This is a genomic window from Hydrogenophaga intermedia (genome assembly GCF_000723405.1).
Lineage (GTDB): Bacteria > Pseudomonadota > Gammaproteobacteria > Burkholderiales > Burkholderiaceae_C > Hydrogenophaga > Hydrogenophaga intermedia.
On the sequence record NZ_CCAE010000047.1, the window covers coordinates 18392 to 35295 of the forward strand.

15 protein-coding genes are annotated in these 16904 nt (G+C 70.2%); 1 reads left to right on the forward strand and 14 read right to left on the reverse strand.

What is annotated here, in order from left to right; translation table 11 throughout:
- Nucleotides 1-14 precede the first annotated feature (14 nt).
- The 6 genes from hydA to BN948_RS20095 are packed head-to-tail and all read right to left on the reverse strand — an operon-like array spanning nt 15 to nt 6425.
- A complete protein-coding gene (gene hydA, locus BN948_RS20070; protein ID WP_009519529.1) occupies nt 15-1463 on the reverse strand; it encodes a dihydropyrimidinase in 1449 nt (482 codons plus the stop codon).
- Nucleotides 1460-2206: an aspartate/glutamate racemase family protein gene (locus BN948_RS20075; protein ID WP_009519528.1), complete on the reverse strand. Its 747-nt coding sequence runs from the start codon at nt 2204-2206 to the stop codon at nt 1460-1462. The genes hydA and BN948_RS20075 overlap by 4 nt, the downstream gene beginning before the upstream one ends.
- Nucleotides 2203-3591 (reverse strand): amidohydrolase family protein, encoded by a 1389-nt coding sequence (locus tag BN948_RS20080; RefSeq protein ID WP_009519526.1) that lies wholly within the window; start codon nt 3589-3591, stop codon nt 2203-2205. The genes BN948_RS20075 and BN948_RS20080 overlap by 4 nt, the downstream gene beginning before the upstream one ends.
- A 10-nt stretch (nt 3592-3601) precedes the next feature.
- Nucleotides 3602-4882: a TRAP transporter large permease gene (locus BN948_RS20085; RefSeq protein WP_009519525.1), complete on the reverse strand. Its 1281-nt coding sequence runs from the start codon at nt 4880-4882 to the stop codon at nt 3602-3604.
- Nucleotides 4879-5433 carry a TRAP transporter small permease gene (locus tag BN948_RS20090; RefSeq protein ID WP_009519524.1) on the reverse strand — a complete coding sequence of 185 codons (555 nt, stop codon included), beginning with the start codon at nt 5431-5433 and terminating at the stop codon, nt 4879-4881. The genes BN948_RS20085 and BN948_RS20090 overlap by 4 nt, the downstream gene beginning before the upstream one ends.
- Nucleotides 5430-6425, reverse strand: a complete 996-nt coding sequence (locus BN948_RS20095) for a TRAP transporter substrate-binding protein (RefSeq protein WP_009519523.1) — start codon at nt 6423-6425, stop codon at nt 5430-5432. The genes BN948_RS20090 and BN948_RS20095 overlap by 4 nt, the downstream gene beginning before the upstream one ends.
- A 230-nt stretch (nt 6426-6655) precedes the next feature.
- On the opposite strand from BN948_RS20095, the gene BN948_RS20100 reads away from it, so the two are divergent.
- Entirely contained in the window at nt 6656-7378 is a 723-nt protein-coding gene (locus BN948_RS20100; RefSeq protein ID WP_158515858.1) for a GntR family transcriptional regulator, read from the forward strand.
- Between the two features lie 51 nt (nt 7379-7429).
- Here BN948_RS20100 and BN948_RS20105 read toward each other — a convergent pair whose 3' ends face one another.
- The 8 genes from BN948_RS20105 to BN948_RS20140 form a co-directional block, all read right to left on the reverse strand.
- A complete protein-coding gene (locus tag BN948_RS20105; protein ID WP_162182752.1) occupies nt 7430-9235 on the reverse strand; it encodes a CHASE2 domain-containing protein in 1806 nt (601 codons plus the stop codon).
- Entirely contained in the window at nt 9225-10820 is a 1596-nt protein-coding gene (locus BN948_RS20110) for a M48 family metalloprotease (RefSeq protein WP_035623402.1), read from the reverse strand. The genes BN948_RS20105 and BN948_RS20110 overlap by 11 nt, the downstream gene beginning before the upstream one ends.
- Nucleotides 10817-11188, reverse strand: a complete 372-nt coding sequence (locus BN948_RS20115; protein WP_035623405.1) for a hypothetical protein — start codon at nt 11186-11188, stop codon at nt 10817-10819. Before BN948_RS20115 ends, BN948_RS20110 begins: the two co-directional genes overlap by 4 nt.
- Nucleotides 11189-11273: 85 nt before the next feature.
- On the reverse strand, nt 11274-12722 hold the full coding sequence (locus BN948_RS20120) for an amidase (protein WP_009519518.1): 1449 nt from the start codon (nt 12720-12722) through the stop codon (nt 11274-11276).
- Nucleotides 12719-14185: an enolase-like domain-containing protein gene (locus tag BN948_RS20125; RefSeq protein WP_009519517.1), complete on the reverse strand. Its 1467-nt coding sequence runs from the start codon at nt 14183-14185 to the stop codon at nt 12719-12721. The genes BN948_RS20120 and BN948_RS20125 overlap by 4 nt, the downstream gene beginning before the upstream one ends.
- A complete protein-coding gene (locus BN948_RS20130) occupies nt 14186-15013 on the reverse strand; it encodes a sugar phosphate isomerase/epimerase family protein (RefSeq protein WP_009519516.1) in 828 nt (275 codons plus the stop codon).
- A gap of 29 nt (nt 15014-15042) precedes the next feature.
- A complete protein-coding gene (locus BN948_RS20135; RefSeq protein WP_236953890.1) occupies nt 15043-15858 on the reverse strand; it encodes an ABC transporter ATP-binding protein in 816 nt (271 codons plus the stop codon).
- Nucleotides 15855-16871: an ABC transporter substrate-binding protein gene (locus tag BN948_RS20140; RefSeq protein WP_009519514.1), complete on the reverse strand. Its 1017-nt coding sequence runs from the start codon at nt 16869-16871 to the stop codon at nt 15855-15857. The genes BN948_RS20135 and BN948_RS20140 overlap by 4 nt, the downstream gene beginning before the upstream one ends.
- Nucleotides 16872-16904 lie beyond the last annotated feature (33 nt).

Here is a 16904-nt window from a genome sequence, read left to right on the forward strand (position 1 = left end):
CCGCGCGGCGGGCATCACGCCGCGGGTGAATGGGTCGAATCGGGCCGGGCCGGCAGCAGGCTCGGCCGACCACAGCGCAGGTAGCGGCCCTGGCCAAGGCGCGGGTGGAAATCCTGCCCGTCCCAGACCACTTCGCCGCTGGCGATGGTGACCCCCGGCCAGGCGCGCAGGGTCATGCCTTCATAGGGCGTGTAATCCACCGCGTGGTGCAGGGCGGCATTGCGCACGGTGCGTTCGCCTTCGTCCCAGATCACCAGGTCGGCGTCGCCGCCAATGGCGATGCTGCCTTTGCGCGGATGCAGGCCATAGGCTTTGGCGGGGTTGGTGGCCGTGAGTTCGACGAAGCGCTGCAGCGTGATGCGCCCGCCCAGCACACCCTCCGAGTACAGCAGCGGCATGCGCGTTTCGATGCCGGGAATGCCGTTCGGGATGTGCTGGAACGCCACCTCTTCGCCATTCGGCTTCTTGCCCTCGGTGCCCTCGTAGCGAAAGGGCGCGTGGTCGGAGGAGAACACGGTGAACAGGCCATCGGCCAGGCCATCCCAGATCACCTGCTGGTTCTGCTTGTCCCTCGGCGGCGGGCTGCACACGCAGCGCGCGCCCTTGTAGCTGTCGTCGATGCCCAGGTCCTCGGCCGTGAGAAAGAGGTACTGCGGGCACGTCTCGGCGAACACCTTCAGGCCCTGGGCGCGCGCCCAGCGGATCTGCTCCACCGCTTCGCGGCCCGAGACGTGCACGATCAGGATGGGCACGTCGATCAGCTCGGCCAGCGAAATGGCGCGGTGCGTGGCCTCGCGCTCCACCAGCATGGGCCGCGCGTGCGCGTGAAAGCGCGGCGCGGTGCGGCCCGCCGCTTCCAGGCGGCGCGTCAGCCAGGCGATGCAGTCGGCGTTCTCCGCGTGGATCATGGCCATGGCGTCGTGGCGCCGCGCGAGTTCCAGCAGGTCCAGGATCTGACCATCGTCGAGCTTGAGGTCGTCGTAGGTCATGTAGATCTTGAACGAGGTGTAGCCCTCGCGGATCAGCTCGGGCAGCTCGCGCGTCAGCACCTCGGGCGTGGGGTCGCTCACGATCAGGTGGAAGGCGTGATCGAGGTGCGCCCGGCCCTCGGCGCGCGCGTGGTAGTCGTTCACCGCGGCACGCAGGGACTGGCCCTTGGCCTGCGCCGCGAAGGGAATGACGGTGGTGGTACCGCCACAGGCCGCGGCGCGCGTGCCGCTGTCGAAGTCGTCGGCCATGCGCACCGGTGGCGCCATGGGCTGGTCGAGGTGGCAATGGGCGTCCACACCGCCGGGCGTGACCACCCGACCCGCAGCGTCGATCTCTCGCACACCAGCGGCGAGGCGCTGGCCCAGCTGCTGGATCACGCCGTCGCGGATGCCGATGTCGCTGGTGAAGCAGTCAGCGGCGGTGGCCACGCGGGCGTGGCGGATCACCAGGTCGAAGTCGGGGCGTTCGCTCATGGCTGGCGCCCCATCAGCAGCGCCAGGCCGCCGCTCAACCCCTGGTGCGCCTTGGCGGGCGGAGGCGACAACGCCCCGCTGCGTCGCGGCTCGTAGCCGGCGCGGCCCAGGGCCTCGGCCATGCGGATCGCGCTGCCCACGCCATCGATGAGGGGCACGGGCACCTGATCGGCGATCTCGCGCGCCAAACCCGCCAGCGGTGCGCCGGCCAGGATGATGCTGTCCGCGCCATCCTGCTCCACGCAGCTCAGGCACATCTCGCGCAGCACGTCGCGCGCTTCGTGCTGCACGGTGCCCACGCTGGCGAAGCCCTGCTTGAGCCCGCGGTAGCCGGTCATGCGCGAGGACAGGCCCAGTTGTTCCACGGTCTGCACGTACCAGGCACCGATGCGCTGCGAGATGCCCACGATGGCGAAGCGCCCACCCAGCAGGAAGGCCGCGGCCACCGCGGACTCGGTGAGGCCCACGACAGGGATGTCGAGCAGTTCCTTGGCGGCTGCCACGCCGGGGTCGCCGAAGGCGGCGATCACGGCCGCATCGTGCCCGGCCTGCTGTTGCGCCAGCAGTTGCAGCGAGGCGTAGGCGCCGACCGCGGCTTCGCCGGGCGTCTCGATGTAGGCCACGCCGAACGGCGCGGTGGCCATGGTGATCCGCGTATCCGGCAGGGCCGCGCGACGGGCCTCGCTGTGGATCAGGTCCGTGACGCTTTGGGAAATGTTGGGGTTGATGACGAGGATGTTCAAGCGTGTCTCCGGGGCTCGACTTGCGCGCGCGCCCGCTCCCACAAGGCGGCCGCCGCCGCTTGGGCGTCGGCCAGGATGCTGTCTTGGTCGACGCGCAGGGCGCGACCGCCTTCCACCACGATCTCGCCGTGCACCAGCACCATGGCCACGTCGCGGCCCTGGCCGGTGTGCACCAGGTTGCCCAGCGGGTTGATGCAGGGCACCAGGTGCGGGCGGCGCATGTCCACGCAGACCATGTCGGCCAGCTTGCCCGCCTCCAGGCTGCCCAGGTGATCGCCCAGGCCCATGGCGTGCGCGCCGTTCCAGGTGGCCATGCGCAGCATGTCCGCCGGCTGCCAGCCCTCGTCGATGCCACCCGTCTGTATGCGCCCCAGGTTCAGGGCCCATCGCATGACCTCGATCATGTCGGCGTGCATGTTGTCGGTGGCCAGCGCGAGGCGGATGCCGGCGTCCTGCATGGCGCGCGTGGGCGCGATGCGCCCGCCCGTGGCGTTGCCCTTGGGCACGTGCGCGAGGTTCATGCCGGCCGCACCGGCCCGCCGCATGTCGGACTCGCTCATGTACATGCCGTGCGCGGCGATCAGCGAAGGGCCGAGCAGGCCGGTCTGTTCCAGCAGCTCGCAGGGCGTGCAACCGTCGCGCTCCTGCACGCGCTGGTTCTCCATGCGGCTTTGCGACAGGTGCGTGGTGACCACGCCGCCGTGGCGCTCGCGGTGGTCCGCCACCTGGCGCAGCAGGCCGCGCGAGCAGGTATCGGGCGCGTGCGGCGTGAGGTGCACGCCGGTGCGGCCTTCGGGTCCGCCGTGCCAGCGCGCGTGCAGGGCGAGGGCCTCGCCCAGGGTGCGTTCACCGATGGCCTCGTCGTGCCGCCACTCGCCCAGGTGCACGCGCGAGAAGTCCACGTCGTGGATGCGGCCGCAGGCGTAGGCGCGCAGGCCCACGTCGGCCATGGCCGGCAGGGTCAGGTCGGCGTGCACGTAGCTGTCGTTGATGACGGTGGAGCCGAACATCAGGGCCTCCAGCGCGCCCAGGCGCGCCAGGGCCACGGCCTCGTCCGGCGTGACCTCGTGGCCGTGGGGCACGCCGGGCGTGTAGGCCGGCGCGAAGCCCATGTCCTCGGCCACGCCGCGCACCATGGTCAGGATGGTGTGGGTGTGCACGTTGACGAAGCCCGGCAGCACCAGATGGCCGCCGAGATCGATGGTGCGGCGCGCGGCCGTGCGCGGCGCGTCGGCCGCGCCCGCCACGAAGGCGATGCGTGGGCCGGCGATGCCGATCACCGCGTTCTCGATCACCTCCAGTTGCGGGCGCGTGTGCACCACGGTGGCACCCGTGATCAGCAGGTCCAGCGGCCCCGTGGTCTTCATTGATGGGTCTGGCGTCATGCCCATTCCTTCAGAAGCCCAGCGCACGCGGCAGCGCCGTGACGATGGACGGGAATGCCACGCACAGCAACAGCATCGCGAACTGGAAGATCACGAAGGGCATGGCCTCGCGGATGATCGCCCCCATGGGCACGCGCGTAATGCCGCTCATCACGAAGAACAGCACCCCCACCGGCGGCGTCATCATGCCGATCACCAGGTTGAACATGAACAGGAAGCCGAACCACAGCGGGTCCAGGCCGAAGGCATCGGCGATCGGCACGAACAGCGGCACCAGCATGATGTAGGCCGCGTTCGATTCCATGAACATGCCCACCACCACCAGCAGCAGCATGGTCAGCAGCACGAACACCATGGGGTCTGAGGTCATGCCCTTGACCCAGTCGGCCATCTGCTGCGGCACCATGTCGATGGTGAGCAGGAAAGTCACGGTGGCGGCCAGCGCGATCAGAGCGCCCACCATCGAGGCCGTGACGGCCGCGCGGAACAGGCAGCCCGGCAGGTCCGACAGCTTGAGCTTGCGCGTGACCAGCAGGCCCACCAGCCCCGAATAGACCACCGCGATGGCCGCGCCCTCGGTGGCCGTGAACACGCCGCCGATGATGCCGCCCACCACGATGATGGGCATGAACAGGATGAGGTGCGCCTTGCGGAACTGCTGCCAGGCGTTGCGCGCGCTGAAGGCCTCGCCCGTGGGCGGGTACTTCCGCTTCCAGGAGATGAAGCTGGCGATGCCGATGAAGCCCAGCGCGAGCAGGATGCCAGGCACGATGCCGGCCATGAACAGCCCGCCCACCGACACCGACGAGCCCGCCATCAGCGCGTAGACGATCATGGCGTTGGACGGCGGGATCACCGGCCCCAGGTTGGCGGCCGAGGCGATCACCGCGCAGTTGTAGCTGTCGGGGTAGTGCTTGCGCAGCGCGGGCACCAGGGCGCTGCCCAGGGCGCTGGCCGATGCCACCGCCGCGCCGCTGACCGAGGCCAGGATGGTGCCCGCGATGATGGTCACGTGGGCCAGGCCCCCGTGCACGCGGCCGACCAGGCTGTTGGCGAAGGCCACCAGCCGCTCCATCATGCCGGCCTTGACCATCAGCTCGCCGGCCAGCATGAACAGGGGAATGGCCATCAGCGGGAAGTTGTCCACCGCGTGCAGCATGCGCTGGGCCATCATCACCAGCTCGAAGTCGGCGGCGTACAGGGCCGCGAGGGAGGCGAAGCCCAGCGCGAACGCCAGGGGCATGCCCGCCAAGGCGAGCACGCAGAAGACGGCGATCACCAACCAGGTCATGACAGCCTTCCTTCCCAGATGCGCGGGCCCAGCCAGGCGTGCAGCACCAGGTGGACGAACGAGTGGGCCGCGCAGACGAGCACGGCGACGTAGTAGATGCCGGCCGTGATGGGCAGGGTGGGCATGAGCTCCTGCCACTTGTCCTGCGTGGCCACCCAGGCAGCCCAGAAGATCGCCGCCATCAGCACCGCGCTGGCCACGCTCACGAGGCGGAACAGCCGGTCCTTGTTGCGCGGCGACAGGTTCATCACCAGCAGGTCGATGCCGACGTGCACCGCGTACTTGATGCCGTGCGGAATCGCCAGGAAGATGACCCAGACGAAGAACAGGCGCGAGACCTCGTCGGCCGAGTCGATGGACGAGCTCAGCACGTAGCGCCAGAACACCTGCAGGGACACCATCAGCGTCATCGCGGCCATGGCCAGCACGATCACGACCATGGACGCGCGGTCGAAGGCCTCGACCACGCGCCGGATGGCGGGCCAGACCGGCGGCAGGCCGCCGTCGCCGGGTGGGGGAGCCGCGTCTGCGGCAGGGGCCCCCTGCGTCACTTGGCGGCCTCGCTGACGACGGTGTCGATCAGCTTGGGGTCGATGCGCTTCTTGAGCGACTCCACCACGCCCGCGGTGCTGCGGCGGAAGTCGGCGCGGCCTTGCGGGGTAATCGGGGTGAAGGTCATGCCGGCCTTGACCAGCTGCTGGCGCCAGCGCTCATCCTCGCGCGCCGCCTCGGCGCGCTGCCAGGTCATGGCCTCTTTCATGGAGGCCATGACCGCTTCCTGCTGTGGCTTGCTCAGGCGCTCGAACAGGCGCTTGTTGGCGGCGGCGTTGATGAAGTCGTAGAAGTGGCCGGTGTCGGACAGGTGCTTCTGCACCTCGTTGAAGCGGCGGCTGGCGATGATGTTGTACGGGTTCTCGTGGCCGTCCAGCACGCCCTGCTGCATGGCCGAATACACCTCCTTGACGTCCATGGCGACCGGGTTGGCGCCCAGTGCGCGGAAGGTGTCCAGGTGCACCTCATTGGGCTGCAGGCGGATCTTCAGGCCCTTGAAGTCGGCCGACGACGTGATGGGCCGCACGTTGTTGGTCACGTGGCGAAAACCCAGCTCGCCGTAGCCCAGGCTGATGAAGCCCTTCTGCGCCATGCGCTCGTCGAACAGCTTGCCCACCGGGCCGTCCATGACGCGGAAGGCGGCTTCGCGCGAGTGGAACAGGAAGGGCAGGCTGACGGCCTCGTACTCCGGCACGATGCGGGTGAAATAGGCGATGGAGGTGACGATGGCGAAGACCGTGCCGGAGCGGACCTGGTCGACGTTCTCCGCCGCGCCGCCCAGCTGCATGTTGGGGAACAGGTCCACCTGCAGTTCGCCCTTGGTGCGTGCCTCGACCTCTTTCTTGAAGATCTCCATCACCTTGGTGGCGGTGTGGTCCGCGGGAAAGTTGCCCGCCACGCGAAGCCGTTGCTGCGCCATGGACGGGGCGTGAAGACCCGCAAAGGTCAGGGCGGCGGCGGCCGAAAGGAGGAGGGATCGGCGAAACTTCATGGCAATTCCTTCGCTGGAGCAGCGGATGGGTGTTGAGGGATGTGGACCCCGGAAAATGCAAGAACCGTGCAAGTGCATTATCTTTTCGGGAAATCTGATGTCAACCGGGTATTTACGCACCTGAACGGTGCGTACTGCATTCAATTTGACTTAAGCTCGCACCAAGATAATTCACTTATGGTGGCGCAGCTCAAGCCTGCATTCAAATGGGGAAGGCCGTGGACAAGCCTGTGACTGAGGCCCGACAAGGGCCCGCGCCCGTGGCGGGCGCGGAAGAACCGCCCGGCGCGGAGGAGCGACGGCGCCGGCATGGCGTGCACGCCGACGTTTGCGGGCACATCCGCAACCTGATCGTCCACGGCGAACTGGCCTCGGGCGAGCGCATCAACGAGCTGGGGCTCAGCGAGGCGCTGGGGGTGTCGCGCACACCCATCCGGGAAGCCCTGAAGGTGCTGGCGGCGGAGGGCCTGGTCGAACTCCTGCCTAATCGGGGCTCGCGCGTGACGACGCCCTCCACGGACGAGATCGTCAACCTGTTCGCGGTGATCGCCGCCCTGGAGCGCCTGGCGGTGGAGACGGTGACGCTGCAGGCCTCGGCGCCGGCGCTGGCGCGGCTGCGCGCGCTGCACGACGAAATGCTGCGGCGCTACGCGGAAGGCGACCGCGACCGCTACTTCGAACTCAACCACCGCATCCACGAAACCATCATCGAGATGGCGGCCAACCCACAACTCAGCCGCACCCACGCCGACCTGATGACGCGCGCTCGGCGGCCGCGCTTCGTGGCCATCACCTCCGACGGGCGTTGGGACGAGTCGGTGAAGGAGCACGAGCTGGTGATGTCGGCCATGGAGCTGCGCGACGCGCGCTTCGCGGGCGAGATCCTGTTCCGGCACGTGCTCAAGACCGGCACGGCCTACATCCAGTCGCTGGCCGCCGCCAGCAAGGGCTGAAGCCCCGGAGGGGGCGCAGCGCAGCCCGGCGCAGCGGGTGGCCCGCCACGCTCAGGGATCGATGCGCTTGTCCGCCTCCTCGGCCGCGTGGCGGTTCCAGGCCTCGACGGGGTCGCCGTCCGACAGCGCGCGCCAGAAGGCGTGCGCGTGCCGCGCCACCGTTTCCCCCCAGCCCAGCACGCCGGCCAGGGCCGTGAGCCCCACGTACTCAACGACCACCAGGGGGCCCTGGCGGAACACCCCGAATCCGAGGCAGACGATGGCCAGCGTCACCAGCGCATAGACCAGCACCTCGGTCACGCGCAGCCCCAGCGCCAGGCGGTGGACGTCGTGGCGGCCAAACACGGGCTGGCCGCTCAGCAGCATCCACAGCGCCAGGGTCAGCGGCAACAGAATCAGCAAGCGCCCCGGGCCGCCCGCGGCGCTGCACAGGTAGGCCAGCAGCCAGACGAGCAGGGCCCCCAGGACAAGCCATCGCAAGGCCTTGCCGCGTGTCCCCGCATGCCGGCGCGCGAGGTCCGCGAAACGTTCCCAGCTTTGGAAGGGCGCGGATTTCCTGGAAGCCGCATGCGCCGTGCGAGCCGCTTTCAATCGACCGCGTTGCCAGCACTTGTAGGGCACGAGCGCGCCCGCAACCAGGCACAGACTGGCCAGGCTGAACAGCGTGGCCTTCTGCCAGCCGGTCCAGGTCCAGCCGTCCCAAGGCCACTCGAAGCCGCCGCCGCCCATGTAGCGGCCGTTCAGCGTGATCAGGTTGTCCAGCGCCACCGCATGCGCATGCACGCCCGGCAAGCGGCCGTGCACGGGCGAAAGCACGTGGTCGTTGATGGCGATCAGATCGACGCCGATGAGCACGAAGCGCTCGCGCAGCGCGTGGTCGAGCTCCTCCGCCGTGAAGCCGATGCCCTTGAACGCCGAGGCAGGCACCACCTGGTTGTAGGGGCACAGCGGGGCCGGCTTCTGGTATTCCTGCGCCCACACCCAGTGCCACACGCGCCGCGCGAGCCCGTTGAAGGGCACGGCCTCCGACCAGTGCCACTCGCCGCGGCAGATCGGGTCATAGCCTTTCCCATCCATGCGGGGCCTGACCATGATCTCCAGGTTGCTCGCCGCGGCGGCGGTGGGCCAGAGCAGTGCCATGGGTTCGCTGGTGTCGCGCGGGCAGTTCTGCGGGTCGTGCAGGCAGTGCAGGGTCAGCGCCACCGAGGGCGCGCGGCGCGCCCGGTCGTGCGCCGCGGGGCCCGAGGCGGGGTTGAGCGGGTACACCCATTGGTGCTGGTCAAGCCGGTCGACCTCGACCGGGGCGCGCACCGGCTGGGCGCAGCGCTCACCCGTGGGCGTTCGCGCGGTCGACAGCATGAGCTCGACGTTGGAGCTGAGGTCCACGCGCTGGTAGGTCGCGTAGTAGAAGGGCACGCCGTTGGCCGCCGCCGCGCACACGGCCTCGCGCAGCCGCTCCACCTGTGGCTGGGGCCGGTCGTCCAGGAAGACCACGTCCAGGAACACGGCCCGCGGCTGGTGCGCGGCGATGCGCCCGATCAGGCGCTGATGGAAGTCCAGGGGCACGGGCCAGGTCAGGCCGTACTCGTCGAGGTCGCCGTCGTCGATGGTCACGACCGCGATGCGCGCCTGCCCCTGCGTGCCGTAGTCCTGCGTGAGCAGCGGCGCGAAGCTGCGCGCGGCCAAGCGCTTGAGGATCTCGTCGCTGTCGAAGAAGTTGGACAGCCAGGCCAGCCCCAGCCCCGCCACGATCGTGCACAGCACCACCAGCGGCACCGGCGGCGGTGGAGCGGGTGGAGCGGGTGGAGCGGGTGGAGGGCAGGCCGGCGCGGGCGCGCCGCTGTCCTCAGCTGCCACGCGCGGCCTCGTCGCAGCGCTCACGCATGTCGGCCTGCACCAGCTTGCATTCGCCGAGCACACGCTGCGCGTCCTCGGGCAGGCCGCTTCGCCGGTACAGGGCGATCAGGCGCGGGTAGGCAGAAGGCGCGCGGGAGAACCGGTCGAAGGCGGTCTTGCCGATCTGGCGCGCGGCGTCGCGCTTGCCGCGGTCTTTCTCGAAGATGGCCGCGGTTTCGTACACGTCCCACGTGGTGGGCGTCCAGCGCGGCGCGCGGGCCAGGTGGGCCTCGGCCTCGCGCCGCTTGCCGGTGGCCTTCAGGGCGTCCACCATCAGCGTGTTGGGCAGGGCGTGCTGGGCCAGCGGGCCGCTTCGCACCAGCGGTGTCAGCAGCGCCGCGGCCGGACCGGGCTCGCCCTTGACCAGCAGGTCGCGGGCCTCGAACACCTTGGTGTAGCCATCGGCGATGCCCTTGACGGCCGGGCGATTGACCACCGCCTCGAAGGGTTGCACGCGCGGCGCGACCTTGGGCACTTCCTTCTTGTAGGCGTTCTCGAAGTAGGCGTTGATGTCGCTCAGGCGCTGCTGGCCGTCCTCGTGCGTGCGCGACAAGGCGCCAATGATCTGGCCGGCGCCCATGTCCAAGGTCTGCTTGAGGCCCTGGTCGAGCTGGCCCGACGCGAACAGCGTGTTCAGGGTCTCCTGCTTGCGGGCCTGCTGCTCGGCCAGGCGCTGGGCGCGCAGGTCGTCCCACTGCGCCACCATCTCCAGCCAGGGCACCAGGCCGGCGAAGTAGCTGTAGCCCGCGCGCACCATCAAGTCCATGCCGAGGCGGTCGGCCTCGCTCTCCTGGCGGCGCGACCAGGCGGGGTGCAGCGCCAGGTCGCTGAACTTGATCATCACCTCCAGCTCGCCCAGGGCTTTCTGCTGGCTGGGCGTGAGCGCGGCGCTGGCCGCGCGCTGGCCGCCGATGGCGTCCAGCGCGTTGCGCGTGCCCATGCCCACGGCCAGCATGGACGACAGCTGCTTCTGCGTGCGCGTGAAGACGTTGGAGTCGTGGTGCTTCAGCAGCACGTGCGCCAGCTCGTGCGCCAGCAGCGCGGCGAGCTGGTCCTCGTTCTTGAGCGAGCGCAGGTAGGCCACCGAGAGGTAGACGTTGCCGTCGGCCGTGGCGCCCGCGTCCAGTTCGCCACTGGCCACCACGTGCACTTGGCCGGGTATCTGCGTCAGGCCGCTGGCCGCCTTGAGCTTGTCGAGCACGCCATTGGCGTAGGTGGTGAAGCCCTCCATGGGCACCACGCCGCGCGAGACCTCCATCTCCGCGAGGTCGCGCTCTTCGCCGATGGCCTCGTTGGACTTCGTGTACGCACCTGGCTTGAGCTCGTCGATCTGCGGCTTGTTCTTGTCACCGCCGAGCAGGCCACCCAGAAAGCCGCCAATGGCCTTGATCGGGGCGGGCGCTTCGCCACCGGGCGCCGGCGCGGTGCCCGTGCGGTTCGCCGGATCGGTGGGGTCGCCGCCCTGCTGCGCGAGGGCGGGCAGGCACAGCGCCAGTGCCAGCATCAGGGGCAGCGCGGTGCGGCGCGGGCGGGCCGGCGCCATCATGGCCTCGCCGGCGCACAGCCGCTGTTGGCGCCGCGGCCCGCGCCCATGGGCGGCGCGTCGCGCGAGGTGGCCACCACGTGGCAGGTGGCGTTGACCTCGGCCTTCAGGCGCAAGGCACGGCGCTCCAGCCACAGGTCCTGGCCACCGACGTTCACGCGCACCCGGCTGTGGTCCGCGCTGGTTTCCAGCACGCGCGGCTTGTGCGCCAGTTCCGCCGCCGGCACCAGGCGCACCTTCTCGCCCCCATCGGGTTGCGCGTAGGCCTCCACCTGCGGCGGATTGGCCACCACGCCGATGACTTCCTCTCGCTGCGCCTGCGCCGCGCCGGCCACCACCAGCGCCAGCAGCGCCCCGCTCCACCTGCCCATGCGTCTCATGTGTCCCCCCTTGGTCACATACATCGGCCGACACGGTTGTTACAAAAACCGACAAATACTACCGATGCAGTAGCGCTTACGGCCGACCGCCGGTCTGCCGAGGGGGATGGGTGGTCACCGGCGGGCGCCGGTGGAACCAGGGCCGCGCCGCTTCCAGTTGCGCGCACAGGCGCAGCAACAGGCCTTCTTCACCATAGCGCGCCGCGAACTGGCAGCCGATCGGCAGGCCGTCGTCCGTCCAGTGCAGCGGCACGGAGGCCGCGGGCTGGCCGGTGACGTTGAAGGGGTAGGTGAAGGGCAGGTAGGCCACCACCTTCGCGAGCCAGGCCTGCGAGTCGCTGGTGCGGATGTCGAACCAGCCCAGCGGGCGCGGCGTCTGCGCCAGCGTGGGCGTGAGCCAGATGTCGTACCGCCCGAAGAAGCCCGCGATGCGCCGCGCCTGGCGGTGCAGGCCCTGGAGGTTGAGGATGTAGTCGGCCGCGCTGAGGCCGCGTGCGGATTCGGCCAGCGCGTAGGTCAGCGGCTCCACCAGTTCGCGATCGGGCATGGCGCCGCCAGTGGCGCGCGCGATGTTGGCCATGGTGTTGGCGGCGAACACCATCTCGAACCCACGCTCCAGCGCGGGGGCGTCGAAGTCGGGTGAGGCCTCTTCCACGTGGTGGCCCAGTTGTTCGCACAGGCGCGCGGCGTCTTCCACGGCGGCCACGCAGGCCGCGTCCACGGGCACGCCGGTGGGCGCGGCCTTGGCAAAGGCGATGCGCAGGCGGCCAGGCGTGCGGCCCACTTCGTCGAGCCAGGGCCGCTCGGGCGGCGCGGCGCTGTAGGGGTCGCCCGGCATCGGCCCGGCCAGGGCGTCGAGCAGGGCCGCGCTGTCGCGCACGCTGCGGCTCACCACGTGCTGGTGGGCCAGGCCGCTCAGGCCCTCGCCGCCTTCGGGGCCGGCGGTGACCCGCGCGCGCGTGGGCTTCAGGCCGAACAGGCCGCAGCACGAGGCGGGGATGCGGATGGAGCCGCCGCCGTCGGTGGCATGGGCCGCCGGCACCATGCCCGAGGCCACGGCCGCCGCCGCGCCGCCGCTGGAGCCGCCGGGCGTGAGCGAGAGGTCCCAGGGGTTGCGGGTGACGCCGTAGAGCAGCGATTCGGTGGCGGGCGAGAGGCCGAACTCGGGCGAGTTGGTCTTGCCCGCGATGACCAGGCCGGCGCGGCGCATGCGCGCCACGATCTCGCTGTCGGCCGCCGGCATCTGGTGGGCGTAGAGGCGCGAGGACGCAGTGGTGGCGGCACCGGCCACCGAGGCCACCAGTTCCTTCACCAGGAAGGGAACGCCATGGAAAGGGCCGGGCGGCAGGCCGCGCGCGATCTCGGCGCGCGCGGCATCGTGGAGCGGCGTGACCACGGCGTTGAGCGCCGGGTTGTGTCGCTCGATGCGCGCGAGCGCGGCGTCGAGCAATTCGCTCGGCGACACGTGGCCTTGCCGCACCAGAGCGGCCAGCCCCAAGCCGTCGTGCTGTTCGTAGTCGTTCATGGCGTCGGTGAGGTGGTGGGTGGCCAGTCGGCACGCGCCATGGGCGCGGTGTCGTCGAGCACCGGGTCCACGGCAGAGCCGAAGCCCACGCCGGCCAGCGAGCCCAGCGCCAGTTGCCCACCATCGATGCGCAGGCGCACGCGGCCGTTCTGCTCGTGGTACAGGTCCGGGTGCGCGGCGAGGTAGGCCCGCGCTTCGGCCGGCGGGCGGCCGTTGAAGCCGTCGATGAAGTGGTGGGCGTTGCGCTCCACGTGCGAGATGCCGAGCAGGGCCACCAGCGCAAGGTCCTGCTGCACCGAGACGCCGGGCTGGGTCGTCAGGTCCTCGGCCGACATGAAGTACGTCGGGTGGCCAACGGCCTCGTTCCACACGCGGCAGCGCGCGAGGTTCAGGATGGACTTGTAGAAACCCTTGCAGGCCTTCGACGACACGCCGGTGTAGCCCAGCGCACGCGCGCGCGGAAAGGCCTCAAGGTCGCCATCGGACTCGTCGATGATCACCGGCTTGTGGCGCGCCAATGCGCTCACGGGCCGGGTCAGCGCCACCTGCCGCTTGATGGGCTGCTCGATCAGCAGCGTGGACTCGCACAGGCGCTGCAGCGCGGGCTCGGCCTGCATGCGCTGCCACAAGGCGGCAATGGCCTCGGCGTCCTCGTACTGCTCGTTGCCGTCGAGCGTGGCGGCGTAGGGCTCGTCGAGGCGGTCCAGCACCGAGGCGATGCGGCGCAGGCGCTCCAGGTCGGCGTCGGCCTGGCCACTCACCTTGAGCTTGAAGTAGCGGTTGCCGTACGTGGCCACCACCTCTTCGAGCGTTTCGGGCAGGTCGTCGTCGACGCGCGTGCCGGCCGGCTGGTCGGCCGCGACGATGGGGTCGAGCAGGCCCACGGTGTGGCGCACGGCCACGCTGGTGAGGGGTTCGAGCCCGCGCAGGAAGGGCGAGAGTTCAAAGCCGCTCAGATCGGGCGCGATGGCGTGCGCGCGCATCCCCGGCCGGTTGTGCCGCAGGGCCTGCCAGAAGCCCATGCCTTCAATGCGGCACAAGGCATCGAGCACGGCGCGGTCCAGCAGGGCCGGGCCGTAGCTGGTGACCAGCGGGTTCAGGCCACAGGCGGCGCCCGCGTCCAGCAGCGGGCGGTAGTGCTCGGCGTAGAGGTCGAAGGCGCTGCGTTCGGGCGCCGCGCGGTAGGCCTCGGCGGTCAACTCCAGCGCCTTGCGCAACTGGTCGAGGTTCTGCGCGTCGGAGAGCGCGGGGTTCTTGTCGAACCACTTGGCGCCCAGCGCCTCGGCGGCGTAGCCGGTGCCTTCGCGCCCGTTCTGGTGGCGCACCCGCACGCGCACGATGGCCTGGCGGCCTTCGGTGACGGTGATGACGCCGAAGCGGAAGGGCAGGCGCAGCCGGTACGGCGATTCGAAGCAGTCGACGGACAGGACCTTCAGGCGGGGGGCGTCGGGCGTGGTGCTCATTCAGTCCAGGGCCTCCAGAAGGCCTTTGAGGTAGCCGATGGCGCGCGCGGCGCAGGCCGGGCCATCGGGGTGGTAGTCGAAGGGCTCCACGGCGATCCAGCCGGCGTAGCCGTGCCGGCGCAGCGCGCGAAGGATGTCGGCGAAGCCCACCGCGCCCTGGCCGGGGCCGCGCAGGTTCGGGTCGTTCACCTGCACGTGGGCCAGCAGGCCGGTGGGCAGCCAGCGCGCCAGCACCTCGTGCACGGACTCGGCCTCTGCGCGCGCGGCAGCGCAGCAGTCGAGCATGGTGCGCAGCGCGGGCCGGTCGATGGCCTGCACGACGGCGGCGGCCTCGGCCACGGTGTGGAGGAAGTCGGCCTCGGGCGCGGCCAGCGGCTCGATGCAGTAGGTGACGCCGGCCGCCTGCGCGTGGGCCGCGACGGTGGCGAAGGTTTCGATGGCGCGCTCGCGCCCCGCCGCTTCGTCATCCGCCGGCAGGCGGCGCTGCGCGGGCGAGCCGTGCACCAGCACCGCGCCGCCAAGGTCGGCGCACAGGTCGATGAGCCCGCGCAGCACCTCGAGCGTGCGCGCGCGCACCGTGGCGTCGGGCGAGGTGATGGACAGGCCTTCGGGCTGGCGCAGCAGCCAGTGCAGGCCAGAGATGGCGATGCCGGCGTCGCTGGCCGCGCGGCGCAGGGCCGCGCGCTCGGCGGCCGGCAACTTCCACGCGTCATCACCCAGCGTGAAGGGCGCCAGCTCCAGCCCTTCGTAGCCCAGGGCCGCCGCCCACTCGCACTGGCGCGCGAACGGCCAGGGCGCCAGCACCTCGTTGCACAGGGCGATGCGCACGGGGCCGGTCCTTCAGCGGTGCGCGGGGCTCACCAGTGCGGGCCGGCCCGGGTCTCGCCCCGCCCGGTGGCGCCGGAGAGTTCGGTGTACAGCTCGAACGCCATGCGGCCAAGCGCGGGGTCGGCGCGCGTCTCGGCGGTGCGCGGGCGGGCGATGTCCACCGCGCGGATGTTGGCCACGCGGCCGGGGCGCGGCGACATGACCACCACGCGGTCGGCGAGGAACACCGCCTCGGGGATGGAGTGCGTGACGAAGACGATGGTCTTGCGTTGGCCGCCACCGGCGCTCTCGCCCCAGATGCGCAGCAGCTCGATGTTCATCTCGTCACGCGTCATGGCGTCCAGGGCGCCGAAGGGCTCGTCCATCAGCAGGATGGGCGGGTCCATGATGAGCGCGCGGCACAGCGAGGCGCGCTGCTGCATGCCGCCCGAGAGTTCGCCGGGGCGTTTGTCGGCGAAGTCGCCCAGGCCCACCATCTTCAGCAGCGCGAGCGCGCGCTCGCGGTACTGCGCGGGGTTGCCACCGGACAGCTCCACCGGCAGGAGCACGTTGTCCAGCACGGTGCGCCACTTCAGCAGCAGCGCGGCCTGAAACACCATGCCCACTTTCGGGATGGGCTTGTCCACCGGCACGCCGTCCACCACGATGCGGCCGCTGGTGACCGGGCGCAGCCCGGCGATGGCGCGCATCAGCGTGGACTTGCCGCAGCCGCTGGGGCCCACGAGGGCGACGAACTCGCCCTCGTGGATCTGCAGGGAGATGTCGCGCAAGGCTTCCACCGGACCGCTGTCGGCCTGGTAGACCATGCCCGCATGGTCGACTTCAATGAGGACGCGTGGATTCACTTGACGGTCAGCGGCATCGCCACCTTGGTGAAGAAGGCAGGGTTGAACACGTCCTTGCAGTCCACCTTCTTCGGCAGGCCCATGTAGGTGTTCACGATCTCGGTGGAGGCGCACATCTTCTTCTCGTCGATCCAGCCGATGCCGTTGTCGGCGTAGTTCTTCGTGCGCATCAGGTCGAAGCCCATCTGCATGTTGGCCTCGATGATGGCGACGTCGATCTCGGGCACGCGCTTCTTGAAGATGGCCAGGGCTTCCTTGGGGTTGCTCATCACGTCGCGCCAGCCCATGTAGCTGGCCTCGAGGAAGGCCTTGAGCTGCTGCGGCTTGTCGGCCATGGTCTTCTCGCCCGCGATGATGGACATGGCGTAGAGGTCGAAGCCGTAGTCGGCCCATTGCAGGCGCACCGCCTTGCCCGGGCCCATGGCCTTGTCGTAGAACGGCTGGCCGGTGGTGTAGTCGGCCACGCCGTCGACGCGCTTCTCGGCAATGGAGGCGACCTTGGCGGTGGGCTCGATATTGACCCACGTGACCTTGGCCGGGTCGATCTGGTTCAGGCGCGCGAAGGCGGGGAAGGCCAGGCGCTGGCTGTCGCCGGCGGGCGCGGCCACGGTCTTGCCTTCCAGGTCCTTGGGCTTGAGCAGGGGCTTGTCGGCGTGGCTGAAGAAGGTCATGGGCGTCTTGTCGAACACCATGCCCACCATCTTCACGCGCGCGCCGCGCGACGTGGCCGAGATGACCGGCACCGCATCGGCCAGGCCGGCGTCGGCGCGGCCGGTGTCCACCTTGGCGATGGAGTCGCCCGAGCCCTTGGAGTTTTCCAGCGTCACGTCCAGGCCGCGCTGGGCGTAATAGCCCTTGTCCAGCGCCACCCAGTAGGCGGCGTGGTCGCCCACGGCGAACCAGTTGAGGGCGAAGGTGAACTTCTCCTTGGCCTGTGCACCGGCGGTGGCCGGCAGCAAGGTGAGGAGCGCCGCGCAGACGGCGGCGAAGGGAGCAGCGATCCTGGGAGTCATGGTGCGATCCTTTCGGGGGACGGGGTTGTCAGG